The sequence below is a fragment of the Xanthomonas sp. NCPPB 1128 genome (genome assembly GCF_001043115.1).
Classification (GTDB): Bacteria; Pseudomonadota; Gammaproteobacteria; order Xanthomonadales; family Xanthomonadaceae; genus Xanthomonas_A.
The window spans coordinates 1-25,385 of record NZ_LFME01000050.1 but is presented as its reverse complement, the minus strand read 5'-3'; the positions used below and the strand labels follow the sequence as shown (position 1 = coordinate 25,385).

The following is a 25,385-nucleotide window of genomic DNA, read 5'->3' as shown; positions in this document are numbered from 1 at the left end:
CCCTGAGCCACCGCGGCCTGGGCATCCTGCTGATCGGGCAGATGCTGCCGCTGATCGACTTCTCCATCCTCAATGTCGCACTCGGCTCGATCGCCCACACGCTGCATGCGTCGGCGACCCAGTTGGAACTGATCGTGGCCGTCTACGGTGTCGCCTTCGCGGTGGGCCTGGCGGCAGGCGGCAGGCTCGGCGACAACCTCGGCCGGCGCCGCGTGTTCGGCGCCGGCGTGCTGCTGTTCGGCGTGGCCTCGTTGCTGTGCGGGGTGGCCGGTTCGGTCCCGGCCCTGCTGGCCGGCCGCATCCTGCAGGGACTGGGCGCGGCGCTGGCGGTGCCGCAGATCCTCGCCACCATCCACGTCAGCCTGCACGGCAAGGCGCACGCCCGTGCGCTGGCGCTGTACGGCTCGCTGGGCGGCATCGCCTTCGTCATCGGCCAGGTGCTGGGCGGATCGCTGGTCAGCGCCAACATCGCCGGCTCCGGCTGGCGCAGCGTGTTCCTGATCAACCTGCCGTTCTGCCTGCTGGCGCTGGCCTGCCTGCGCGCCGTGCCGGAGACCCGCGCGGCGCGGCGGATGCCGCCCGACCTGGCCGGCGCCGGGCTGCTGGGGCTGTTCCTGGCCTGCCTGCTGCTGCCGTTGGCGCTGGGCCCTTCCCTACACTGGCCGCCAGCGTGCCTGGCGGTACTGGCCGCGTGCCTGCCGTTGCTGGCGGCGCTGACGCGGGTCGAACTGTGGCAGGAACGCCGCGGGCGCACGCCGCTGCTGCCGCCGGCCTTGCTGCGGCTGCCCAGCGTGCGCTTCGCGCTGCTGGTGGGCGGGGTGTTCTTCACCTGCTGGAGCGGCTTCATGTTCGTGCTGGCGCTGACGCTGCAGACCGGCGCCGGTCTCTCACCGCTGCAGTCGGGCAACGCCTTCATCGTGCTGGGCGCGGCCTACTTCGCCTCCGCGCTGGTCAGCGCCGGCGTGGCGGCGCGCTGCGGCCCGGTGCCGACCCTGCTGCTGGGCTGCCTGGTGCAGATGCTGGGCCTACTGGCGCTGGGCTGGACGCTGCACGCGGTGTGGCCGCATCCGGGCGCACGCAACCTGGCGCCGGCGACGGCGCTGATCGGGGCCGGCCAGGCCTGGATCGTGGCCAGCTTCTACCGCATCGGCCTGTCGCAGGTGCCCACCGACCATGCCGGTGCGGGCAGCGCCATGCTCTCCACCATCCTGCAGGCGGCGATGGGCCTGGGGCCGGCAGCACTCGGCGCCATCTATGCCCACGCCCGCGATGGTGGCAGCCTGGCCGCGATGCAGGCGGCGCTGACCGGCGAATGGCTGGCGATGCTGCTGCTGGTGATCTGCGCACTGCTCTATCTGCGCCGGCAGCGTCGTGCCGGCGCATCGGCAACGACGCCGAGCGTGGCGCTGCCGCCGATCGCCGAGTAGGCCGCGCGGCAACGCCCGCGCCTCTGCTGCCGCAACCGCGCGGCAAGGAATGCCGGCGGCCGTCCGGCTATAATCCGCCATCCCTTTCGACGCCCTCCGGCCGCCGGCCGGCGGGCGCCCTGCGCCTTTGGAGCCGCCATGTCGCAATACATCTACACCATGAACCGGGTCAGCAAGACCGTGCCGCCCAAGCGCCAGATCATCAAGGACATCTCGCTGTCGTTCTTCCCCGGCGCCAAGATCGGCCTGCTCGGCCTCAACGGCGCCGGCAAGTCCACCGTGCTGAAGATCATGGCCGGCGTGGACACCGATTTCGAAGGCGAGGCGCGCCCGCAGCCCGGCACCAAGGTCGGCTACCTGGCGCAGGAGCCGGAGCTGGACCCGAACAAGACCGTGCGCGAGTCGGTCGAGGAAGGCGTGGGCGAAGTGCTGCAGGCGCAGGCCGCGCTGGAAGCGGTGTACGCCGCCTATGCCGAGGAAGGCGCCGACTTCGACGCGCTGGCCAAGGAACAGGAGCGCCTGGAGGCCATCCTGGCCGCCGGTGATGCGCACACCCTGGAGAACCAGCTCGACGTGGCCGCCGACGCGCTGCGGCTGCCGCCGTGGGACGCCAAGATCGCCAACCTGTCCGGCGGCGAGAAGCGCCGCGTGGCGCTGTGCCGGCTGCTGCTGCAGAAGCCGGACATGCTGCTGCTCGACGAACCGACCAACCACCTCGACGCCGAGTCGGTGGAGTGGCTGGAGCAGTTCCTGGCGCGCTACACCGGCACCGTGGTGGCGGTCACCCATGATCGCTACTTCCTCGACAACGCCGCCGAGTGGATCCTGGAACTGGACCGCGGCCGCGGCATTCCGTGGAAGGGCAACTACACCGAGTGGCTGATGCAGAAGGACGAGCGCCTGAAGCAGGAAGAGAACCAGGAAAAGGCGCGACAGAAGGCGATCCAGAAGGAACTGGAGTGGGCGCGGCAGAACGCCAAGGGCGGCCGCTCCAAGGGCAAGGCGCGTCTGGCGCGCCTGGACGAACTGCAGTCGGTGGACTACCAGAAGCGCAACGAGACCAACGAAATCTTCATCCCGCCGGGCGAGCGCCTGGGCAACTCGGTGATGGAGTTCAAGAACGTCTCCAAGAAGTTCGGCGACCGCCTGCTGATCGACAATCTGTCGATGATCATTCCGCCGGGCGCCATCGTCGGCATCATCGGTCCCAACGGCGCCGGCAAGTCGACCCTGTTCAAGATGATCACCGGGCAGGAGAAGCCGGATTCGGGCGAGATCGTGGTCGGCCCGACCGTGCAGTTGTCGTACGTGGACCAGAGCCGCGACAAGCTGGAAGGCAATCACAACGTCTTCCAGGAAATCGCCGGCGGCCTGGACATCCTCAACATCAACGGCATCGAGATCCAGTCGCGCGCCTACATCGGCCGCTTCAACTTCAAGGGCCAGGACCAGCAGAAGATGGTCGGTTCGCTGTCCGGTGGTGAGCGCGGCCGCCTGCACATGGCCAAGACCCTGCTGCAGGGCGGCAACGTGCTGCTGCTCGACGAACCGTCCAACGACCTGGACATCGAAACCCTGCGCGCGCTGGAAGACGCGCTGCTGGAATTCCCGGGCAACACCTTCGTGATCTCGCACGATCGCTGGTTCCTGGACCGCATCGCCACCCACATCCTCGCCTTCGAGGGCGACTCGCACGTGGAGTTCTTCCAGGGCAACTACCGCGAATACGAGGAAGACAAGAAGCGCCGCCTCGGCGACGACGCCGGCCCCAAGCGCCTGCGCTTCAAGGCGCTGAAGTAAGCCGCGGTACGTTTTTCTGCAGCACCCGCCACGGCCCGCCTCGCGCGGGCCGTGTGCGTTTTGGGCGTTCAGCGCTGTCGTAGGAGCGGCTTCAGCCGCGACCGGGCATTACCGATAACGCCCGGGTCGCGGCTGAAGCCGCTCCTACGAAAAACACGTCGGTCCCGCGCTACAACTCGTACGACAGCACGTCCTCGAAGCCGAACTTGTCGAAGTCGCGGATGCGCGAGGGATACAGCCGGCCGATCAGGTGGTCGTGCTCGTGCTGGACCACGCGGGCGTGGAAGCCCTCGGCCTCGCGCTGCAGCGGGGTGCCGTCGGGCAGCACGCCGCGATAGCGGATGTGCCGGTAGCGCGGAATCACCGCGCGCAGCCCGGGAATGGACAGGCAGCCTTCCCAGCCGTCTTCCAACTCGTCGGACAGCGGTTCGATCACCACGTTGGCCAAGGCAGTGCGCGGCACCGGCGGCGCGTCCGGATAGCGCGCGCTGTGCTCGAAACCGAACACCATCAGTTGCAGGTCCACCGCGATCTGCGGCGCGGCCAGGCCGACGCCGCGCGCGGCGTCCATGGTCTCGAACATGTCGGCCACCAGCGCATGCAGTTGCGCGCTGTCGAAGTCGGTGACCGGCGGCGCCTGGCGCAGCAGACGCGGGTCGCCCATGCGGATGATGTCGCGGATCATGTGCGGGCTCCTGGCAGCGGGGAATGGCCGCGATTATCCGCCGTGGCGGCGATGCGTGCAGCGGGGCTGCGATGTACCTTGGCCCCAGCGACGGTCTGCAGCGGTGCGATATCCGCATTCCAGCAAAGCGCCGACGCAACGTCGTAGGAGCGGCTTCAGCCGCGACAGGTTTCATGGGAACGCCTGTCGCGGCTGAAGCCGCTCCTACGACGGGAGCAGAGCGCCTGCCGCGCCCTACTCCGGCACGTACGGCGAGGCCAGCACCTGCGGGCGGCGGCCGAGGCCGGCGCCGAGCCGGTCGAGCACGAAGCGCACGTAGAGGTTAGTGCTGAACTGGGTGTAGTCGCGGGCGTTGTTGAACAGCAGGCGGCCGCCCAGGAACAGCTGCGGGGCGATCTGCCATTCGGCCGCGCCGGCGATGTTGTAGGACATGCCGGTCTTGCTCTGCCCGGCGTAGACCGGCGCGACGTAGCGGTCGGTCAGCCCCAGCAGCGCCGCCAGCGAGGCGGCGTCGTAGGCGGCCTGCTGCATCTGCGCGCTGGTCGGGAAGTACGGGCTGTCGTCGCTGCGGAAGTGCTGCACGCCGACGCTGGCGTCCACGCTCCAGTTGACCGTGCGCCCGGACGTGCGCCCGCTCCAGTGCACGGGAAAGCCCAGGTCCACGTAGTCCTGCGGGCTGAAGTAGCCGCCCTGGCCGTAGGTGTAGCCGCCCAGGTTCTTGTCGTACTGCATCGCGGTTAGGTTGAGGCCGGCGGTCAGCGACTGGTTCTCGGTGTCCAGCGCGTGCACGTACACGCCCAGGTCGACCTGGCGGTGATCGTTGCTGGCGACGTTGCGGCCGACCAGGCGGTCGGCGCCGACGCTGGCGTAACCGCCGAGCAGGCCGTTGTCGAGCGTGGCCGACAGGCGCAGGCCGTTGCTGGTCACGCCGCCCCAGCCGAGCCCGGCGCGGCCGTCGTCGACGCCGCCGAAGGACAGCAGGCTGTCGCTGACCGCGCGGCGGAACACCTGGCCGGAATAGGTCAGGTTGTCGCCGGCCTGGCCGCGGTAACCGACGCCACCGACGATGCGCCGCTCGGGGAAGCCGACCGGGGTGCTGCCCAGATCGGCGCTGAAGCCGCCGTTCTTGTAGGTCACCGCCATGCCGACGCCGCGCGCGTCCTGGTCCATGCGCCGCGCCCCGTTGCCGTTGGCGGCCATGGTGTACAGCGCCTGGCTGAAGCCGGCCGGGGTCAGCGTCGCGGCGGTAGGGTTGGCGGCGAGGTTGCGGAAGCGGGCGACGTCGGCGGCGCTGAGGTCGGCACTGCGCGAGGCGTCGCCGAGGATGGCGCTGGCCAGCGTGCCGATCGCGGTGTCGGCGGCGGTGTTACCGAGCAGGAACGCCGACAGCGGCTCGGCGTACAGCGCCTGCAGCGCTGCCGCCTCGCGCTGCGCGTTGGTCAGCGCCGGGTCGGTGTCGTTGAACAACTTGTTGTACAGCCCGGTGTTGACCGCGTAGGTGCGCAGCGCGTTGCGGGTGGCGTTGCTGTTGCCCTCGGTGAGCAGCAGTTGGTACAGGTCGCTGCCGACCAGGCTGTCGATCGGGGTGCGGTCGGCGGCCAGGGCATCGCCCATCGCCGCTGCCGGGCCGGCGCCGAAACGGCTGGCGGTGGCGTAGCCGGTGCCGAGCGTGCCGGCGTCGAGCAGGGTCGGGGTGACGTCGACCTGCAGCTTGCCCTCGCCCACCGCGAACGCGCCATGCAGCGGCACTTCCAGATCGCGCAGCCGGCCCAGGCCGGCTTCGCCGTCGCGGGCGCGGTAGCTGGCGCCGGTGGCGAGGCTGTCGCTGTTCTCGGCCTGCACTTCGCGCAGTTCCTCGAGCACGCTGGAACCGCCGGTGGACGCGGCCGGTGCAGCCGGCTGGCGCAGCGACGCGCGCGGCGCGGCGGTCAGCACCCCATCGTCGGACAGGTCGCGCGGCGCGCTGCGGGTGGTGGTGCTGCGCTGACCCGGCACCGGCAACGCGGCCAGGGCCACGCCCACGGCGCTGGCGCTGGCGGGCGGCGGCAGGTCGTCGCCGGCGGTCATGGCCGGTGCGGATGCGGGCAACGCAGACGCCGCGTAGGCCGGTGCCGGCACGCCGCCGCCGAGGCTGTCGGACACCACCGCGGCGCTGCGCGGCATGCGTCCGTTCATGCCGGCGAACGGATTGAGCGGGCGCCCGGCGGCGGCGTAGGACGCCGGGCCGTTGGCGGCCGGCAGGCCGTTGTCGTACTGCCCCGATTCGCGCGCCTGCGCCGCCAGTGCGGCACGGAAGTAGCTCTCGGCCTTGCGGTTCTTGCCGGCGCTGCGGTACACGCGGCCGGCCGCACCGAGCACCTGCGGCGAATCCGGCGCCTGCGCCAGCGCGCGCTGCAGGTAGTCCTCGGCGCTGTGCAGGTCGCGCAGCGCGGCGGCGGTGTTGGCCGCGGCGATCAGCGTGTCCAGGTCGTTGGGCGATTGCTGCAGCTGCTGCTGGTACAGCACCAGCGCCTGGCGCTGGTCGCCGGCGGCGGCGTACAGCCGCGCCAGCGCGGCCACCGCCTGCGGATCCTGGTTCTGCTGCGCCAGCAGCGGCGCCAGCGCATCGTAGGCGGCTTCGAGATTGCCGAGTTCGCGCAGGGCATCGACCTGGCGCAGCACGTAGCCGCTGCGCAACGCCTGGTAGCGGCGCTGCTGCTCGGCGCTCATCTCGCTGTCGCGCAGCTGGCGCAGGGTCGCGGCCAGTTCGGCGTCCTGGTGCGCGCGCAGCAGCACGCCGGCGTACTGCAGGCGCGCCTCGGTGGAGGGGTTCTGCGCGACCAGGCGCTGCGCCAGGGTCAGCGCGCGCTGGTTGCTGCCGATGTCGGCATAGGCGCCGGCCATCGCCGCCAGCAGCGCCGGCTGCTCCAGCGCGTCGCCCAGCGCGGCCTCGGTGCGGCCCAGCAGCAACTGCGCTTCGCCGCCACGGCCCTGTTGTTGCAGCAGGCGTGCCTGGGCCGCCTGCTGTTCCACCCAGGCGGTGTTGCGCAGCGCGCTCATCTCGGCGGTGCGCGCGCTGGCCGGGATGCGCTCCAGGCTGGCGTAGGCAGCGGCCCAGTCGCCGCGTTCCTGCGCCAGCAGCGCATTGGCGTACAGCGCCTCGGGCATGTCGCCGTGCACCGCGAGCAGGCCGTCCATGACGCTGCGCGCCTGGTCCGGACGCCCGGCCTGCTGGTACAGGCGCGCCAGGTCCAGGCGCACCCACGGATCGCCCGGGTTGTCGACCATCGCCTTCTCCAGCTCGCTCTGCGCGGTGACGGTGTCGCCGGCCTCCAGCGCCTGCTGCGCGCGGGCGCGCTGCAGGTTGGCTTTCAAGGCGGACTCGCCACCGGCCTGCTGGCGCTGCGCCGGGCTGAGCCGGGCGAACAGCGCATTGGCCTCGGTGGCGCGGCCCTGGCGGCTGTACAGGGCGATCAGGCCCTGCAGTGCGCCGGTATCGTCGGCATGCAGGCGCAGCGCCTCGCGGTAGCTCTTTTCGGCCGCGGCGGCATCGCTGGCCGACTGCAGGTCGCCCAGCAGCGCGTAGCCGGCGGCCTCCTCGGGCTTGAGCTTGACCGCCTGCTGGGCCAGGCGCAGCGCGGCGTCGTTGTCGCCGCGCGTGCGTGCGGCCTGCGCTTGCTGCAGCTGCAGCCAGTAGCGCGCGCTGTCCAGCGCGCCGCGCCACTTGCCGTTGGCGGCGGCGGCCGGGCGCAGCAGTTCCTGCGCTTCGCCGAAGCGCTGCTGGCGCAGCCGCACCGAACCCAGGCCGCCGAGCGCCTCGGCATCGCGCGGACGCGCGCGCAGCACCTGTGCGAAGCGCTGTTCGGCCAGCGCCAGGTTGCCGGCGTTGAGCGCCTTGAAGCCCTCGCCCAACTGTTCGCCGACCGGGTCGCCGCCTTGCGCACGCCGCTCCTGCAGTTGCGCGGCCTTCCTGGCGACCTCGGCATCGTTGGGATTGGCGGCCAGGAACGCCTGGTACAGCGGTGCATCGGCAGGGCCGGCATTGAGCCACAGCAGCGCCTGGCGCCAGCCGGCGCGGGCCGGGCCGGCGACATCGGCGCGCTTGCTCAGCGCGGCGAGCTGGGCGATGCCCTCGCGCCGCGACGGTTCGCGGTAGGTCTGCACCTGCGCCAGGGCCAGCGCCGCGGCGGTGTTGTCCGGCTGCGCGGCAGCCAGGCGTCGCAGGCCGTCGCGCGCGCCTTCCCAGCCCTGCGGGGTGCCGGCCAGCGCCTGGTAGTACTCCAGCGCCAGCGAGTCCGGCGGTGCCTTGCCGTCGAACAGCGCCTGGTAGGCGCGCACCGCGTCCACGTAGCGGCCGGCAGCGGCGGCACGACGCGCGTTGCGCAGGTCGACGTTGTCGCCGGTGCCGCCGATCGACATGGCCAGGCGCTGGGTCTGCGGCGCCTGCGGGTGCGCCTTCTGCAGTTGCGCCAGGCGCTTGCGCGCGTCGGTCTGGCGGCCCTGCGCCAGATCGATCTGGGCCAGGCCGAGCAGCGCGTCGGGCTGGTTCGGATCGACCTGCAGCAACTTGCGCCAGGCATCGGCGGCGAGATCGTCGCGGCCCTGGTCGTGCCAGTAGTTGCCCTGGCTGACCAGTTGCTGGGTGGCGTCGGCGTTCTGCGCGTGGGCGCTGCCGGCGAGCAGGCACAGGTCGATCATGCCGGCCAGGTACAGGGGTTTGAGGTTCATGCGGAGCATTGGGTTCTCCAGGCGGGCTGCAGCGCGCCGTCTGCGGAAAAGCGGTAGCGGTTGTCGAGCCAGGCGCGTCCGAACAGGATCAGCACCCGGTCGTAGTAGGGAAGCCGGGCCGCGGCGGCGTCGCCGGGCGCGGGAATGCGTTGCGCCTGCGCCTTGAGCAGCGCCGGTTCGCGCAGCGCGCTCAGGTATGGCAGCAGGGCGGCAGCGAAGCCGGGCGGGGCCTGGCCGCTGCCGACGCCCTGGCGGGTGTCGATCTTCTCGTCGAGGCGGCCTTGCGCGCGCAGTTGCTGCAGCGGGCCGGACAGATCCTCGAGCAGCGCCTTGCGCAGCGGATCGGCGGCGTCGAGCATGCCGGCCCACAGGTAGACACGGATCGCGTCGTAGCTGCCCAGCGCACCCTTGTCCGGATCGACGCCGAACGCGCGGCCGTCCCAGGCGATCCAGTCCGGCGCGAAGCCGACCGGCGCGCTGTCGCGCAGCATCCGTGCGCTGCGCGTGGCCAGGCCCACCCACGGCCCTTTCGGATCGACCGCGGCGAAGCGCCGCAGCACCTGCAGCGGCAGGTAGCTGGGGTTGAGCGTCCAGCGTTGCGGCCGCACGAAGCCCTTGGCCGCCGGCAACAGCATGCCGCCGAACCCGGGCAACTCGGCCAGCTCGGTGCGCCGCACCAGCGCCAGCATCTGCAGGCCGGCCTGGGTGTAGCCGGGCCGTTGCCACAGGCGCCCGGCCTCGAGCAGCACGTAGGCGATCCACAGGTCGGCGTCGCTGGCGCTGTTGCCGTCGAGCACGCGCCAGCTGCCGTCGCTGGCACGGCCCCACAGCCAGGCCGGCAGCACCTGCTGCGGGCGGCCACCGCACAGGTTGTGCCGGGTCCAGCCGAGCACGCGCTCGAACAGCACCTGGTCGTTGGCCACCAGCGCGAAGAACAGCGCGTAGGACTGGCCCTCGGAGGTGCTGCGCTGGTCGGCGTGCTGGAAATCGATCACCCGTCCGCTGGCATCGACGTGCTTGGCGACGAACGCGGTCCACTCGCGCCACGGCGCGCAGGCCGGCGCCGACGCAAGCGCGGCGCGCGCCGGCGGCAACAGCGTCGCCGCACTGGCGGCGAGCAGGCCGCCGAGCAGGCGCCGGCGTTGGCCGATGTGGTCGTTCACCGCCCTTCCTGCAGCCGCGCCGCCGAATGCCGGCGCAGCACCACGCGCGCGGCCAGCGCCAGCAGCACGCTCAGCACCACCACCGCCAGGCCCAGCAGCAGCGGGTGCTGCGAGAAGTACCAGCGCGCCCAGGTCGGCAGCGGCAGGTGGCCGACGTAGTAGGTCTGGTTGCCGGCGAGGCTGCGCACCTTGCCCTTCTGCAGCAGCACCACGCTGCCCTGGAAGTCCTTCAGCGTGGCCGGCTCCAACCAGGCGTCGAAGAAGTCCTCGACGCTGGCCGGGTCCTCGGCCAGCAGCGCGACCACGCTGCGCCCGGCCTTCAGCGGCGACTGGAAGCCCATCAGCACCACGTCACCGGGCGCCGGCTTCACCGCCACCTCGGCGGTGGTCGGCAGGTCGGTGCGACGCGCGTCGAACGAGAGGAAACCGGGCAATTTATCCAGCACCCAGTCGCTCATCGAAAAACGCCGCCCGCTGGCGCCGTCGCCGATCGGCAGCGCCGCGCTCCAGCGCTGGAACAGCGGCTGCGAGCGCAGGCTGCCGAACACCAGCAGGTCGCTGTCGGCGTGCTTGTCGACCTCGGCGGCGTGGATCAGGGTCACCCGCAGCGCCGGGTAGCCGGTGGACGCGCCGAGCCGGCCGAGCAGGGTCAGCAGGTTGGCCATGTCCTGGTCGCCGATCTCGTCCGGCACCACCACCGTGGACTCGGACAGGTCGGCCAGGCGGGTGAACGGGAAGCCGGCATTGCCGAACGCGGCCAGGTTCGGCATCGCCAGGTAGTGATGGAACGAGCGCAGGTCCACGCTGGAATCGGCGTCGATCGCGCCGGACACGTCCGGGAAGGTGTTCTTGCACGCTTCCGCCTGCGGGCGGTCGAAGAAGAAGTGGAAACGCAGCTGGCTGTTGGCCGAGAACGGCCCGGTCGGCAGCAGCAGCTTCTGCTCCACCGGCATCGCCCCCTTGGGCGAGAGTTCGTGCCACCAGCGCAGCGGCAACGACTCGGCATAGGCGTGGCCGTTGAGCGGCAGCGTGGTGACGAAGGCATCGTTGATGCTGACGTTGAGCGCCGACTTGTTCTGCGTCTCCGGCACCGTGTAGCGATAACGCAGGTTGACAGGGATGCCGTCGCGCTGCCACACGAACAGGTCCGGCGGCAGTTGCAGGCCGACGCGGATGAGGTCGGGGTGGTAGCCGCTGACGTTCAACTGCGAGGTCTGCGCGACCAGGTCGCCGAACCGCACCGGCTTGTCGCCGGAGATCCAGTTGGGCGCGTCGTAGGGCTTACGCGGCTGCGCCTGCTTGAGCTCGCCGATGCGCGCCACCGGGCCGTTGAACGGCGTGCCCAGGCTCAGCGCGGTGGCGGCCTGCTGCAGGTCGTTGTCGTCGCGGCCCAGCACCAGCAGCAGCTTGCCGGTGGCATCGCGCGGGTTGGTGATCATCGCCAGGGTCGGGCCGGCGATCTCGGCCAGGCCGGCCTGGGTCGCCGCCAGTTCCGCCGGCAGGGTCGCGGCGGTGGCGAACAACACCGCGTTGCCGGTGGCCGGCACGTCGCCGATGGCCACGCCGAACGAGGCACCGCGGTAGCCGGCCTGCGCGCCGAACCAGGAGGCGACGATGCCGGCGCTGCGCAGCGTGGCCAGGTCCGGGCGCTGCGGGAACACGAACGGCAGCTCTAGGCGGCGCGTATCGCGCTTGTCGTAGAACAGCACCGGCAGCAGCGCCAGGTCGTTGCGCAGCACCAGCGGGGTGGCGGTCAGCGACAGCCGCGTGGACGGATCGATGTTGGCCCACAGGCTGGTGTGGTCCGGGTCCTCGCAGTCGCGGGTGTAGTGGCCGATCAGCTGCAGGTTGAGCCGGTTGTAGTCGCTGATCAGGCGCGGATCGATCGGCACGTCGCTCTGCTGCAGCTTGCCGGCGTTCTCGCGGCTGACCGGCAGCGCCGCCACGGTGACGCCGTTGACGCTGACCTTCAGGTGCGACAGGTCCGGCAACAGCGCCGGCGAGTAGCTGTAGACCAGGTGCAGGTTCGCCGCCTGCACCACTTCGTCGGTGCGCGTGCTGAAGGGGATGCCGGCGCTGCCCTGGATGCCGCGCAGGGTCATCTCGTAGTCGATGCCGAGTTGCTTGAGCGTGGCCGAGCGTTCGCGTTCGGCCGGGGACGGCAGCGGCACAGCGGTCGCGGCGGCCGACGCCGGCGCGGTGGCAGGAAGGGTCGGCTCCTGGGCCAGCGCCAGGCCGGACAGGACCGTGAGACAACATGCAGCCAGGGCGGGTAGACGCATCGACGGCAACCGGAAAGAGGTGGAAGAGAGAAAGCAACGGAAGACGGTGGGACGACGACTCACGGCGCGGCCTCCTCGCCTGCGGCGCGGCCGCGCCAGCCGCTGCGCGCGCTGCTGGCGATGTGCTGGCCCAGGCGCTTGAAGCCGCGCATGCTGGCCGCGAACACGCGCCCCAGCGACACCCAGAAGCGGTCGCGGTCGTGGCGGCCCCACTGCGACACCCAGATGTCGGCGCGGGCGAAGGTGCAGGCCACCAGCCAGCGCTCCTGTTCGATCGACATCGGCCGGAACTGGATGCTGATTTCCCCGTCGCGGTCGTGGCGCACCATCGCCGGCAGGCGCTTGGCGCTGCCGCGCTGCGGCAGCGCGATCTCCACCGGCAGGTCCGGCTCCACCGGCACCGGCTCGAGCAGACGCAATGCCATGCCGCCGGTGGAGAAGTTGACGGTGCGGCAGGCCAGTTCGCGGCCATCGGCCAGGTGCAGGGTGGCCGGGATGTCCAGCGGCACGCGGTGCGAACGGCGCACCTGGCGCATCTCGCTGGCAGTGGCGATGGTGGCGCCGAGCAGCAGCACGTTGTAGGCGGTCCAGGCCAGGTTGAACCAGATGGTCTGCGCCTCGCCGCCGGCCTGCACGCTGAGCAGGCGCATCACGCCCGCGACCACGCCGGCCAGGTTGAGCACCAGCAGGAACAGGTAGGGCTTGGCGATCTGCCCGTCGAAGTAGCTGCGCGGCACCAGGCCACCCTTGGGAGTGACGTTGAACTTGCCGAGCTTGGGATTGAACAGCGCCACCAGCGTCGGGCGCAGGATGTACCAGGCCAGTGTGGTCTCGTAGACCTCGTTCCACAGCAGGTGACGGAACTTGCCCTGGGTACGCAGATTGGTCAGGTTGGCCTGCAGGATGTGCGGCAGCGCGTAGGCCAGGATCATCAGCGCCGAGGCGTGGATCACGTGCGCACCGAAGAACAGGAAGGCCAGCGGCGCGGTGAGGTAGACGATGCGCGGCAGTCCGTAGAAGAAGTGCAGCATCGCGTTGGCGTAGCACAGCCGCTGCGACAGGCGCAGGCCCTTGCCCAGCAGCGGGTTGTCCAGCCGCGCGATCTGCGCCATGCCGCGCGCCCAGCGGATGCGCTGGGCGACGTGGCCGGACAGGCTCTCGGTGGCCAGGCCGGCCGCCTGCGGCACCGCGATGTAGGCGCTGCGGTAGCCGCGGCGGTGCAGCTTCAGCGCGGTGTGCGCATCCTCGGTGACGGTCTCCACCGCCACCCCGCCCACTTCCTCCAGCGGCTTGCGCTTGATCACCGTGCACGAGCCGCAGAAGAAGGTGGCGTCCCACTGGTCGTTGCCGTCCTGCAGCAGGCCGTAGAACAGTTCGCCCTCGTTGGGCACCTTGCCGTGGTTGCCGAGATTGCGTTCGAACGGATCGGCCGAGAAGAAGTAGTGCGGCATCTGCACCACCGCCAGCTTGGCGTCGCGCAGGAACCAGCCCATCGCCACCTGCAGGAACGAGCGCGTGGGGATGTGGTCGCAGTCGAAGATCGCCACGTACTCGCCGCTGGACTTCTTCAGCGCGGCATTGATGTTGCCGGCCTTGGCGTGGAGGTTGTTGGTGCGGGTGATGTAGTGGATGCCGGCCTGCGCGCAGAACGCGCGGAACTCCTCGCGGCGGCCGTCGTCGAGCAGGTAGATGTTGAGCTTGTCGGCGGGCCAGTCCATCACGCTGGCGGCGAGGATGGTCGAGCGCACCACCGACAGCGGTTCGTTGTAGGTGGGGATGAACAGGTCGACGCTGGGCCATTGCCGCTGGTCGGCCGGCAGCGGCAGCGGCCGCCGGTTGAGCGGCCACAACACCTGGAAGTAGCCCAGCGCCAGGATCACGAACGCGTACAGCTCGGCCAGCAGCAGGCCCAGGCCCAGGCTCAGGTCGACCGGGCTGCTCATGCCCACGGTCTGGGTCAGGCGCCACCAGATGTAGCGCGAGGACACCGCCAGCGACAGCGCCATCATCACCAGGATGGCCAGGCGGCTGCCGCTGCGCCGCAGCAGCATGGCCGCGGCGAACACCACCAGCGAGAACAGCAACTGCTGCGGCACATCCATCGGGATGGCGACGACGAAGACCAGCAACACGGCGCCCAGCAGCCACAGCGACCAGTTGGCCAGGACATGCAGCGGGCGCGCGGCATGCGACGCGGAGGCAGCGCTCATCGGCGATTCCTAAAGGGGAGGAGGTCGGCGCGGTCTTCCCCACCACGCGGCGACGGCAAACAAGTGCGGCGCCCGCAGGCGCCGCGCGGCATCAACGATTCAGAAAGCGCTTGAGCGGACCGCCCGGCGCCGGCACGGCGGCCTCGCGGCCGACCTCGAGCAGGCGCTGGAACAGCTGCTGCAGCGGCGTGCCGGTGGCAGCGCTGGCTGCGGTGACGGCCGGCACAGCCACGGCCGGTGCGGCAGGTGCCATCGGCAACAGCGCGGCCGGGGACAGCGCGGCCGGCTTGGGCTCGATCGCAGCACGTACCACCGACAGCACCGGCGCCGGCGCGGCAGCCGCCGGCGGCGCGGCGGCCGGCTCCGCGGCGTTGAGCCGCTCGGCGGAGAAATCCTGGTAGGCGGTGGCGCCGCTGCTGCCGAGCTTGGCGAACAGGCTGGAGACGTCATCGCCGGTTTCGGCACCCGTCTGCTTGGACTTCTTGGACATGACTCCCCTCATGACGATCTGAAAAATAGTCGGGCGCTGCCGCCGCGCTCAGCCGGTCCTGGCCAGGACGAAGCGGCGCAGGTCTTCGCTGCCAGACGACAACGCACGCACGCCCAGTCCGGCCGACATACCCACTTGCACGAACCATGCCTGATACACGCCTTCCAGGAAGCCGTCGGCGCCGGAGGCCTGCCCGGCCAGGCCGATATGCAGCGGCGAGCCAGCGTGCAGCAGCTCGACGCGGTCGGCATGCTCCTCGAACCGCGCATAGCCCCATTCCAGCCGGTCCCAGATACGGTTGGCCGCCTCCTCCAGGTCCTGCAGGGTGGCGCAGGCGCCAACCGGGTGTTCGGCGGCGAAGCGGCGGCCGATGCGCGCCATCAGCAGGGCCAGGTCCTCGGCGCCCAGTTCCGCTGCGAACTCCTCGGCCAGCGCGCGCAGGAAGCCACGCCACTGCCGCGAACAGGCATGGGTGCGGTAATGGGTCTGCAAGGCGGGCGCGCTCATCGAGGAAGTCTCTGGGCAGGGACGGAACGACAACGGCGTAGCGGCTGTAGCGCCTGGCGGCGGCCGCTGTCGACCGTCACTATTGCGACACAGTTCTCATTTTATGGCGCAGTGTATCTCACTCCTTCTTCACCGCAAAGCCCCGATGCGCCGAACTGCGACCCCTGCCCGGCCACTGTGGGACCACCGCCTCCGCCCTCGTCGGCGCGACCGCCACAGGCGTCAGCGCGGCACCTCGGCCGGTACCTCGAACACCTGGCGCAGGTAGGCCAGATAGGCCGGGTCGTCGCACAGGGTCTTGCCGGGCGAGTCGCTGAGCTTGGCCACCGGCTGGCCGTTGCAGCGGACCATCTTGATCACGATCTGCAGCGGCACCAGGCCCAGATCGTTGGTCAGATGCGTGCCGACGCCGAACGCCAGCATGCAGCGATCGCGGAAATGCGCGTACAGCCGCATCACCTTGTCGATGTCCAGGCCATCGCTGAACACCAGGATCTTGCTGCGCGGATCCACCCGATGCCGCTGCAGGTGCGCCAGTATCCGCTCGCCCCACTCGAACGGATCGCCGGAATCGTGGCGCATGCCGTCGAACAGCTTGCAGAAATACAGATCGAAATCGCGCAGGAACGCATCCAGGCCGACCACGTCCGACAGCGCGATGCCGAGATCGCCGCGGTACTCGCGCGCCCACGATTCCAGCGCGGCCGCCTGCGAGTCGCGCAGGCGCGGCCCCAGTGCCTGGAACGCCTGCAGGTATTCGTGGGCCATGGTGCCCAGCGGGGTCAGGCCGTAACGGCGGGCGAAGTGCACGTTGCTGGTGCCGACGAACTGCTTGCCCAGGGTCCGCTGCAGCACCGGCAGCAGTTCGCCGTGCCAGGCCCGCGAATAGCGGCGGCGTGTGCCGTAGTCGGCAATGGCGCAATTGTCGTAGCCCGGGGTATCGCGCAGCAGCGCGATCTTGGCCTGCAGGCGGCGCAGGCCTTCGGCATGGTCGGCCCCGCCGGCATTGCGGAACCACACCTCGTTGACGATCGCCAGCAGCGGCACTTCGAACAGGATGGTATGCAGCCACGGCCCGCGGATATGCAGCTCGATCTCGCCGGGCACGCTCGCCGAGGCCTGCAACTGCAGATACTTGCGGTCCAGGTGGAACAGCGCCAGGAAATCGACGAAGTCCGGCTTGATGAAGCGCATCGCGCGCAGGTAGTCCAACTCGTCCGCACGGAAGCGCAGCGCACACAGCGCATCGATCTCCGCCGAGATCTGCGGCAGGTACTGCGCCAGATCGATGCCCGGGGTGCGGCACTTGAAGCGGTATTCCACCTGCGCACCGGGATGCTGATGCAGCACCGCCTGCATCATGGTGAACTTGTAGAGGTCGGTGTCCAGCAACGAATCGATGATCATCGGCCGATTATGCGCTCAGTGCGTTGCAAGCTCCGTCTTCGTGTTTTTCTGTGGGAGCGTCAGCCGCGACCTGGCGTTTCCGATAAGGTGCGGCCGCGGCTGAAGCCGCACAATTCAGCCATGGTGACAACAAGTGCAAGAGCAAAGCTTTCGCCTTGCGGCGAGTTACTTTGATCAGCCTTCGGCTGCTGAGAAGCGCTTCTTTGCTTGTGCAAAGAAAAGTAACCAAAAGAAAACACACCCTGCCTCGCGCCCTCCGCGCTAACGCGCTCCGGGTCCGCGTCCATCCCGGGGATCCGCGGAAGGGGCTTGTCTGCTTCGCAGCCAAGTCCGGGGCAGTCGCCTCACGGCGCCAGCCCGCCCGCCGGGGCGAAGCAGTGCTTCGCCTTTTTCCGGCGAGCCCTGCCCCTACCGCGGACGGCGCACATCCCTGTGCGCCGCCCTTCGGGTGTTTCCCCGCGATGGCCGCCTCTTCGGAAGGGAACCCGGTAAGTCAAAAGCAAGGGCAACAGCCAAAGCCAAGCGACTGCAACTCCCAAAAGGACTCGCGGTGATCGGTGTCCGGGCGCGATGCGGGAGGGACTCTCGTCCTCTTTTGTGGGATCAGTCACGACGGCTTCCGAGGTCAGATCGTCCGCCTACTCCGTTCGTCGTGGTTGCATGACAGTTGACTCCTGCCAAGGGCGAAGCGCGCCCCTGATCCCTGACCCTCACCGCTTGAGCACCGCCTGCGCCGGCTTGTGCTGCACGGTGAAATCGCTGTCGCGGGCGCCGCCGGCGTCCGGATCGGTGTACCAGCACCACAGCGCGATGCCGGCGATGCGTGGCTGCGCGTCGAGCACCTCGCGCCACTCGCGCAGCACCTGCGCCTGCAAGGCGGTGTCGACTTCGGCACTGCGCTGCTCCGGGCTTTCCCAGGGCGCGGCGAGGCTGCCGTGCGCCGAGCGCAGGCCCAGCTCGGCCACCCACACCGGGCGCCCGCTGCGTTCGCCCAGCGCCTGTACCCGCGCCGCCGCCGCGCGCATCTGCGCCAGCCGTTGCTCGGGCGCGGCGGCCAGCGCCGGGTACAGGCTGGTACCGACGAAATCGAAACGCGCCCAGTAGCCGAAGCGCTCGGCCTGCTCCAGGCCATCGGCGACATAGCCGATCGGGCCGCGATAGACCTGGCGCACCGCCGCCAGCAGCGCCGGCCACTGCGGCGCGTCCTGTAACTGGCGCAATTCGGTGCCGACGATCAGTGCGCTGGCGCGCTCGTCGGCGGCGACCTTTGCAAGTTGCAGCAGCGCGCGCTGATAGGCGGCGAACCAGGCGTCGCGATCGGCCGGCGCGGCCTCGCCGGCCCAGTGTCCGGGGATCCACAGATGCACCTTCAGCACCGGCTGCAGGCCGGCCGCGCGCATCTGCCGCAACCCGGCGCGGATCAGTGCAGGGCTGCTGTCGCTGCCCAGCACCGGTGCCGAGGATTGCGGTGTGGCCTGCCAGACGAAGGCGACCAGCAACGCGCGCGAGGCGCCGGCATCGGCCAGCTGCCGCAGCGATTGCTGTGCCGCCGCGCTGCCCCACGGCGCGCTGGGCGACACCTTGACATTGGCGCCCATCCACGGCGGTGCCGGCGCCGCACTGCAGCCGCCGGCGCTCAGTGCCAGCAGCAAGGCGGCCAGCAGTCTCACGGCAATCGGCGCCATACCCGGTAGATGCCCTGGTGGTAGACCAGACTGTAGCCCGGCAGGCCCTGCTGCCACAGCTGCGGGAAGCGCCGGTTGAGGCTGTCCAGGGCGCCGGTCTGGCTGGCCGGGTCGCTCACCACCACCTGTGCCGGCATCTGCCGCGGATCGACCAGCGCCTGCTTGAAGCGCGGGTCGAACGGCAGGATCAGTTGTTTGGCATCGCCGCGGGCGACGATCACCGGATAGCTGGCGCGGTCGTCGAGCAGGGTCGGCAGCCGCGCCTCGGCCAGCCACGTCCCCAGTTGCGCGGCGTCGGCATGGCGCGGGGGCGCCGGCGCCTGCAGCGCGGCGATCCAGTCGCGGGTGGTGGAGGTGGCGGTGCGGGCGATCACCCAGCCGCTGGACACCGCCCCGGCCAGCAGCAGCGCCAGGCCCAGCCAGCGCAGGTTGCGGCGCAGGTCGCCCAGCACCAGCGCCACCGGCACCAGCAGCAGCGCCAGGAAGTCCAGCGGCTGCGCAGTGAACCGCGCCCAGGTGGCCAGCGAGCCGGCGCCGATCACCGTGGCGGTGGCGGCCAGCACACTGCGCCAGGTGTCGCTGTCGCGGGTGTAGCGGAACAACAGCAACAACGGCGCGCTGACCACCCCGGCCAGCAGCAGCCACAGCGGCGGCCACCACGGCTGCGCCGCGGCCTGCTGCAGCCAGGGCTGCAGCGCGGCCTGCGCATAGATGCCGCGGAAGGCAGAGTTGGCGTCGCGCACGAACAGCAGCGGATCGCCGAAGAACATGTAATTGAGGTACATCCACGCCGCCACCGCGAACAGGAACGGCAGGTAGCACACCAAGTAGAAGGCCAGCGGCGCCTGCCGCATCAGCCGCGGCGGCGCGATCAGGAACAGCCACGGCGCCAGCGCCACCGCCAGGAAGCAGGCGCGTTCGTCGACGAAGAACAGCAGGCACAGGCTCGCGGCCAGGCGCAGGTAGGCGAAGGCTTCCGGATCGTTGCGGAAGTGGCGCAGCGCGCGCGCGGCCACGTAGAACACCAGCAGGCCCAGGCCCTGGTTGTTGCCGGACAGCGTCGGCCACAGGAAGAACGGCTGGATCACCAGCCCGGCGCACAGCGCCCAGGCCCAGCCGCGGCCCAGGCCGGCGGCGATGTCGCGCCACAGCAGGGTCACCAGGGTCGCCCCAGCCAGCACGTCGACCAGGTACGGCAACAGCGGCGTGGACAGGCCCGGCAGGCCGCCGATCAGCACGCCCAGGTACAGCGAGGCCTGCGCGTACAGGAACCCCAGGTACTCGATGCGGAAGCCGGCCGCATCGCGCAACAGCAGCAGCTTGGCGTACTGCGCCATCGCGTCGTCGCTCATGTAGCCGTGCGCGAGCAGCCGGTGGCACAGCAGCGCCAGCAGCGCCGCGGTACACACGAACACCGTGGTGCCGCGTGCGCGCGGCGGCGCGTCAGTCGTCGAGCGCGGCGCGGCGCTCTTCGGCCATGTGCTTGCTGATGCCATGGGTGGTCTTTTCCCAGTAGAACGGGTTGCGGATGAGCTGCCACAGGCCCTTGTAGGCGGCGATGGACTGCAGCAGCCAGTACAGCGGCACGGTCAGCGCGTAGGGCGCCAGGCGGAAGTAGTCGCGCTTGAACGCCGCCACCAGGGTCATGTAGATCAGAAAGCCGTTGCCGAGCAGCAGATTGAGCAGGCTCAGGTACAGCAGCGCCGGCGGGAAGAACGGATCGAAGAACGTCGACCCGACCGCCAGCCACAGCCCGTAGCTCAGCCACATCAGCGGCGCGGCCAGCGCGGTGAAGAAGGTGCCGCCGACGAACAGCTGGAAGCCCCAGAACCCGCGCACGCCGGTGGAGCGGTACAGCTGCACCGGATTGCGCATGTGCACCAGCCAGGTCTGCATGTAGCCCTTCAGCCAGCGCGAGCGCTGCCGGATCCAGTTGGGGATGCTGACGTTGGCTTCCTCGAACGTGGTCGAGTTGACCACGCTGACCCGGTAGCCCTGCTGGGTCAGGCGCACGCCCAGGTCGGCGTCTTCGGTGACGTTGTACGGATCCCAGGCGTGGACCTTGCGCAGGATGTCCAGGCGGAAATGGTTGGACGTGCCGCCGAGCGGAATCGGGATGCGCAGGGTCTCCAGCGCCGGCAGGTAGAAGTCGAACCACAACGTGTATTCCAGCGTGAACATGCGCGTGAGCCAGTTCTCGTCGGCGTTGTAGTAGTTCAGCCGCGCCTGGATGCAGGCCACGTCGGCCGGCGACTTGCGGAACGCGGCGACCACGCGCTTGAGCTGGTCCGGCTCCGGCTTGTCCTCGGCGTCGTAGATGGTGAGCATCTGCCCGCGGGCGAAGCGCAGCGCGTAGTTGCAGGCCTTGGGCTTGGTCTTGGGCTGCGACGGCGGCACCCGGATGATCTCGAAGAACGCCTCCAGGCCCAGCGCCTTGGCCGCCTCGATGGTTTCGGTGTCGTCGGCCTCCAGCACCAGCTTCACGTCCAGCTTGGAGGTGGGGTAGTCGAGCCGGCGCAGCGCGTTGGCCAGGATCGGCAGCACGTCCGGTTCCTTGTACATCGGCACCAGCACCGTGTAGACCGGCAGGTCCTCGTCGCCCAGCGCGGCCACTTCCTCGTCGCTGACCTTGATGTCGATGCGGCGCCGCGCACCGCGCCAGGCCAGCACCAGCTTCAGCCCGAAGGTGGCCAGGAACGCCACCGCGATCAGCGTATTGAGCGCGATCAGCGTATACAGCGGCCATAACGCCAGGGCCGCGGCCAGCACCACCGTGAGCGCCACCAGGAACACCGACTGCGCGCGCGTGATCACCTGTCGCGCCGAATGCTCCGGCGCATGTTCGGCCAGCAGATTCAGCGCGTCGTGGGTGAGCTGCGCGTCGGCGTGCTGCTGCAGGCTCCACACGATGTCGAACTTGGAGGTACCGACGAAGCGCACCTGCTCGCCGTAGGTGGCGCGCGCCCAGGCGAAGATCTCCGGGCCGGGATCGGCCACCGCCAGCACCAGCTGGCCGTCCTCCTCGCGCCACGGCAGCACCAGGCGCTGCGCGTAGTCGGCCAGCCGCTCCGGCTGGAACAGCGCCGGGTCGATCGGCTGCTTGAGCAGATTGACGAAGTGCAGCCCGAAGTGCTGCGCCAGGACCGTGTAGAAGCGCAGCGCCGCGACGCCGCGCTGGGCCAGCACCACGTCGCCCAGCCGCGAGCGCCAACGCGCCTGCAGGGCCAGCGCGTTCTGCAGTTGCGGCGGGTCGATCACCCCCGCGGCGACCAGTGCCTCGCCGATCGGCGCCTGCAGGCCGCCCTCGGTCGGCAGCCGCCCGAGCCGGCCGGCGACGCTCGCCTCGGCGGCGACGCTTTCGTGTTCGCCGGACACGGCTAGAACCGCCACCAGGCGGCGACGAACGGGCCGCCCGCGCCGCCGGTGTTGCGCCCGGCCACCGGCTGCTGGTAGCCGAGCTGCAGTTGCGTGCCGCCCGGCAGCGTGTACAGCACCGAGGCCTGCAGCTTGCTGAAATCGAAGTTGTTGCCGCGGATCGGCGTGTTGTCGCCCGGCGCGTAGATCCGGTTCGGCCCCTTGCCATTGCCCAGGCTCTGGATCACGTTGAACTCGCCGATCAGCATCCAGCGCGGCGCCAGCGCCACGCCGCTGGACACGTCCAGCCGCGCTTCGTCGGAGGCATCGCCGCCGCGCAGGCGCACCGCCGTGCCCAGATCGACATAGCCATCGTGCTCGCCCAGGCGATAGCCGCGGCCGACGCTGTAGCGCAGCTCGGCGCCGTAGTCGCCCTGGCCCAGCGCCGGCCGCTCGCCGTCGCGCTGGCGCGCGTAGCCGGGCACCAAGGCCAGCACCTGCAGCGCGCCCTGCCAGGGACCGTCGGCGCCGTCCGGGTCGAGCCGGTAGCGCAGGCCGATCTCCTGGTCCGACCAACCGCTGCTGTGGCGGTCGCCATAGCCGCTGTCGTTGCGGTAGCCGACCTTGCTGAAATAGAAGTTGCCGACCAGGGTCAGGTCCGAGGTCAGCGCGTATTCGCCGTAGAGATTGAGCTGGTCCTGGCGGCTGCGCCCGGCATCGGGGAAGTTGCCCGACTGGCCATGGCTGTTGAACACCGCGCCGCCATCGGTATGGCTGGCCTTGAGGATCACCAGCCCGTGGCCGGCGTCGTCGACCCAGGCGCTGGCGGCGCAGGGACCGGCCGCCAGCGCGAGCAGCGCCAGCGCCAGCCGCGCGCGGCGCGCAGGCGTCGCGCGGCCGGTAGCGGGCATGGGCACAGCGGACGCGCAGGGGCGCGCGTGGGTGCGCGGACGCACGCCGTCGAAATCATGCATGGTTGAGTTCCTGGTGGGGTCCCCCGAACCGGAAAGCGGGCGCGGTCCAGAGAGAGATCGGCGGAACACGTCATTTGTTAAGTGACGTACTTCCCAATATAGCGAATTTATGTTGCCATGCCGCACGCGCGTGCATCGCGCCCGATTTCGTTCAGCCTGGGCGACGCCAGCACAGCCGGGCGAAGGTGACCCAGGCATGCAGCCAGATCACCGCCCACACCGCCGCCTGCACCGGCCAGGCCCGGGTCGGCGCCTCGAACTTGCGGAAGTAGCGCCACAGCCCGCGGTGCTTGTGCCATTCGACGAACCACGGCCGCTTGCGGCTGGACACCCCGCGCACGTGCAGCACGCGCAGGCGGTTCAGCACCGCCACCGTGGCCCCGGCCTGGCGCACCCGGCGGCACAGGTCCAGGTCCTCGGCGTGCAGCCGGTAGCCGGCGTCCCAGCCGCCGATGCGCACGAACAGCGCACGCGGCAACAGCATCAGCGCGCCGGACAGCGCCGGCACCGGCTGCAGCGGCTGCGCCGGGTCGGCGGCCAGCGCCAGCCGCGAGCCGGCCAGGGGATGCCGCAGCATCGCCGCGAAGTCGGGATCGCGACGGCGGACCGCGGCGTCGGCGCGGCCGTGTTCGTCGACCTGCTCCACGCCCAGCAGCGCCTCGCCGAGCGCGGCGGCCTGCGCGCGCAGCTGCGCCAGGGTGTCCGGCTCGACCATCAGGTCGGGATTGACGAAGGCCAGCCACGGCGCGTCGCTGGCCGCGGCGCCCTGGTTGCAGGCGGTGGCAAAGCCGGGGTTGTCGGGGTTGGCGATGAAGCGCACCCGCGCATCGTCCAGCGCATGCCGCTGCACCACTGCCAGGGTGTCGTCGCGCGAGGCGTTGTCGACCACCCGGATCTGCGCCACCTCGGCCGCCGCGCGCAATCGCTGCAGACAGGCATCGATGGTGCTGCCGCTCTCGTAGGTCACCACCACCACGGCTATCTGCTGTTCGCTCATCCGCCGATTATCCCGTATGTCTCCCGCATGCGCCGCCCGCCACGCGCACGGTGGGCATGGCGGCGGCGGCGATTGCCGCGCATACTCTGCGCCCCGTGCGTTGCGCGGCCGCTCGCGGCCCCGTGCGTGCGGGAGACGGAGCGATCCGTGTCCTCTCCTTCGCCCAGTGCAGATGCCGGTCAGCGTTGTTTCCTGTCCCAGGCTGCCGCCCCACCCCGCAGACCGCGCGCGCCGCCTGAGCACGCGCGCATGCCGAGACGCCGGCGGCGCCACCGTCCCCGCTCCCGATCGCACGACCGGGCCCTGCCCCAGGCCTCCCCGCTCCTGGTCTAGACCAAAACCGTGCGAAAGCCGCTTCGCGGCGCATGGTGCCCCCGGGCTGCGGCCGCCGACATGCCGCGCCGGGTCGTGGCTGCCCAGCGAGGCGCGCGCATGAGCGCCCGCCACCAGATGCACGGCATGGGCACGCAGACCGTGGCCGCCGACTGGCCGCCCCTGTCCGACGGCGAGGTGGAGGCGGTGCTGCAGCAGTACCCCTTGCCCGGCCGCCTGCGCGCCCTGCGCTGGCACAGCCCGCGCCCGTTCTCCGCGGCGGCGGAGGTCGAGACCGCCGCCGGCACGCTGTTCGTCAAGCGTCACCACCGCCACGTGCGCAACCTGCACGCGCTGGGCGAGGAACACGCCTTCATCGCCCACCTGCGCGCGCATGGCGTGCCGGTGCCGGAAGTGCTGCGCGATGGCGACGGCGCCAGCGCGGTGCGGCGCGGCCACTGGACCTACGAGGTGATGCGCGCCGGCGACGGCGAGGACCGCTACCGCGAGGCGATGTCGTGGACGCCGTTCGCCGATACCGCCCATGCCGCCGCCGCTGGCCGCGCGTTGGCGGCGCTGCACCGCGCCGCCGCCGGCTACGCTGCACCGCCGCGCAGCTCCACCGTGCTGGTCGCCAATCTGCGCCTGTTCGCCCAGCCGCAGCCGTTGCAGGCGCTGGAACAGGACCTGGCACGGCGCCCGGCGCTGGCCGCGTGGCTGCAGCAGCGCGACTGGCAGAGCGACCTGCGCGCGCACCTGCTGCCCTGGCACGCGCAGGCCTGGCCGCTGCTGCAGACACCGCCGCCGGCGCTGTGGACGCACGGCGACTGGCACGCCTCCAATCTGCTGTGGCGTGGCCACGGTGCCGCCAGCACGGTCAGCGCGGTGTTCGATTTCGGCCTGGCCGATCGGACCTTCGCCCTGTTCGACCTGGCCACCGCGATCGAACGCAACCTGATCCCGTGGCTGCAGCTGGACGACGGCGGCAGCGCGGTCGCCGATCTCGACCAACTCGATGCGCTGCTGCACGGCTACGCCACGCTGTTGCCGCTGGACGCGGCGCAACTGCGCTTGCTGACCGCGCTGCTGCCGCTGGTGCATGCCGATTTCGCGCTCAGCGAGATCGAGTACTTCGCCGGCATCACCGGCTCGGACGCGCACGCCGAGATCGCCTACCGCCGCTACCTGCTCGGCCACGCCGCCTGGTTTGGCGAGGGCGAGGGCCAGCGCCTGCTGCGGCATCTGCAGCGGCACGCCGCGGCTGTGCCATGAACCGCCGCATCCGCACCGACACGCCCGCAGTTACGCCTGCCGTTCGCGCGCTGCGCGGCGATGCCGCTTCCCTCTTTCGTTTCGTTTCCCCGAGGTCGTCCTGCATGCTCCCC

The 25,385-nt window shown here is 70.7% G+C and carries 17 protein-coding genes; 3 read left to right on the top strand and 14 right to left on the bottom strand.

Going from position 1 to position 25,385, the window contains the following annotated elements:
• Window positions 1-2: 2 nt before the first annotated feature.
• Window positions 3-1,427: an MFS transporter gene (locus ACP93_RS19995; RefSeq protein WP_082143558.1), complete on the top strand. Its 1,425-nt coding sequence runs from the start codon at window positions 3-5 to the stop codon at window positions 1,425-1,427.
• Between the two features lie 138 nt (window positions 1,428-1,565).
• The gene (gene ettA, locus ACP93_RS19990; protein WP_048492413.1) at window positions 1,566-3,227 is read left to right on the top strand and encodes an energy-dependent translational throttle protein EttA; all 1,662 of its coding nucleotides are present in this window, start codon (window positions 1,566-1,568) and stop codon (window positions 3,225-3,227) included.
• A gap of 169 nt (window positions 3,228-3,396) precedes the next feature.
• On the opposite strand, the gene ACP93_RS19985 is transcribed toward ettA, so the two are convergent.
• The 14 genes from ACP93_RS19985 to ACP93_RS19925 all read right to left on the bottom strand — a co-directional run bounded on the left by ACP93_RS19985 (window position 3,397) and on the right by ACP93_RS19925 (window position 23,688).
• Window positions 3,397-3,912 carry a peptide deformylase gene (locus ACP93_RS19985; protein ID WP_048492412.1) on the bottom strand — a complete coding sequence of 172 codons (516 nt, stop codon included), beginning with the start codon at window positions 3,910-3,912 and terminating at the stop codon, window positions 3,397-3,399.
• A 234-nt stretch (window positions 3,913-4,146) separates the two neighbouring features.
• Window positions 4,147-8,628, bottom strand: a complete 4,482-nt coding sequence (locus ACP93_RS19980; protein ID WP_048492411.1) for a cellulose synthase subunit BcsC-related outer membrane protein — start codon at window positions 8,626-8,628, stop codon at window positions 4,147-4,149.
• A complete protein-coding gene (bcsZ, locus tag ACP93_RS19975; protein WP_082143557.1) occupies window positions 8,616-9,782 on the bottom strand; it encodes a cellulose synthase complex periplasmic endoglucanase BcsZ in 1,167 nt (388 codons plus the stop codon). The genes ACP93_RS19980 and bcsZ overlap by 13 nt, the downstream gene beginning before the upstream one ends.
• Window positions 9,779-12,064 carry a cellulose biosynthesis cyclic di-GMP-binding regulatory protein BcsB gene (bcsB, locus tag ACP93_RS19970; RefSeq protein WP_048492410.1) on the bottom strand — a complete coding sequence of 762 codons (2,286 nt, stop codon included), beginning with the start codon at window positions 12,062-12,064 and terminating at the stop codon, window positions 9,779-9,781. Before bcsB ends, bcsZ begins: the two co-directional genes overlap by 4 nt.
• A gap of 59 nt (window positions 12,065-12,123) precedes the next feature.
• The gene (gene bcsA, locus ACP93_RS19965; protein ID WP_048492409.1) at window positions 12,124-14,274 is read right to left on the bottom strand and encodes a UDP-forming cellulose synthase catalytic subunit; all 2,151 of its coding nucleotides are present in this window, start codon (window positions 14,272-14,274) and stop codon (window positions 12,124-12,126) included.
• Window positions 14,275-14,365: 91 nt separating this feature from the next.
• Window positions 14,366-14,764, bottom strand: a complete 399-nt coding sequence (locus ACP93_RS19960; RefSeq protein WP_053069807.1) for a hypothetical protein — start codon at window positions 14,762-14,764, stop codon at window positions 14,366-14,368.
• Between the two features lie 48 nt (window positions 14,765-14,812).
• Window positions 14,813-15,271 carry a cellulose biosynthesis protein BcsD gene (locus tag ACP93_RS19955; protein ID WP_048492408.1) on the bottom strand — a complete coding sequence of 153 codons (459 nt, stop codon included), beginning with the start codon at window positions 15,269-15,271 and terminating at the stop codon, window positions 14,813-14,815.
• 222 nt (window positions 15,272-15,493) lie between these two features.
• On the bottom strand, window positions 15,494-16,678 hold the full coding sequence (pncB, locus tag ACP93_RS19950) for a nicotinate phosphoribosyltransferase (protein ID WP_048492407.1): 1,185 nt from the start codon (window positions 16,676-16,678) through the stop codon (window positions 15,494-15,496).
• A 59-nt stretch (window positions 16,679-16,737) separates the two neighbouring features.
• On the bottom strand, window positions 16,738-16,965 hold the full coding sequence (locus tag ACP93_RS21940) for a hypothetical protein (protein ID WP_131721680.1): 228 nt from the start codon (window positions 16,963-16,965) through the stop codon (window positions 16,738-16,740).
• A 423-nt stretch (window positions 16,966-17,388) separates the two neighbouring features.
• Entirely contained in the window at window positions 17,389-18,354 is a 966-nt protein-coding gene (locus tag ACP93_RS19945; protein WP_162208510.1) for a glycoside hydrolase family 113, read from the bottom strand.
• Entirely contained in the window at window positions 18,345-19,859 is a 1,515-nt protein-coding gene (locus tag ACP93_RS19940; RefSeq protein ID WP_048492405.1) for a hypothetical protein, read from the bottom strand. Before ACP93_RS19940 ends, ACP93_RS19945 begins: the two co-directional genes overlap by 10 nt.
• Window positions 19,807-21,678 (bottom strand): glycosyltransferase family 2 protein, encoded by a 1,872-nt coding sequence (locus ACP93_RS19935; protein WP_048492415.1) that lies wholly within the window; start codon window positions 21,676-21,678, stop codon window positions 19,807-19,809. Before ACP93_RS19935 ends, ACP93_RS19940 begins: the two co-directional genes overlap by 53 nt.
• Window positions 21,679-21,740: 62 nt before the next feature.
• Window positions 21,741-22,691: a hypothetical protein gene (locus ACP93_RS19930; RefSeq protein WP_048492404.1), complete on the bottom strand. Its 951-nt coding sequence runs from the start codon at window positions 22,689-22,691 to the stop codon at window positions 21,741-21,743.
• A 151-nt stretch (window positions 22,692-22,842) separates the two neighbouring features.
• Window positions 22,843-23,688 (bottom strand): glycosyltransferase family 2 protein, encoded by an 846-nt coding sequence (locus ACP93_RS19925; protein WP_048492403.1) that lies wholly within the window; start codon window positions 23,686-23,688, stop codon window positions 22,843-22,845.
• A 432-nt stretch (window positions 23,689-24,120) separates the two neighbouring features.
• On the opposite strand from ACP93_RS19925, the gene ACP93_RS19920 reads away from it, so the two are divergent.
• The gene (locus ACP93_RS19920) at window positions 24,121-25,272 is read left to right on the top strand and encodes a phosphotransferase enzyme family protein (protein ID WP_048492402.1); all 1,152 of its coding nucleotides are present in this window, start codon (window positions 24,121-24,123) and stop codon (window positions 25,270-25,272) included.
• Window positions 25,273-25,385 lie beyond the last annotated feature (113 nt).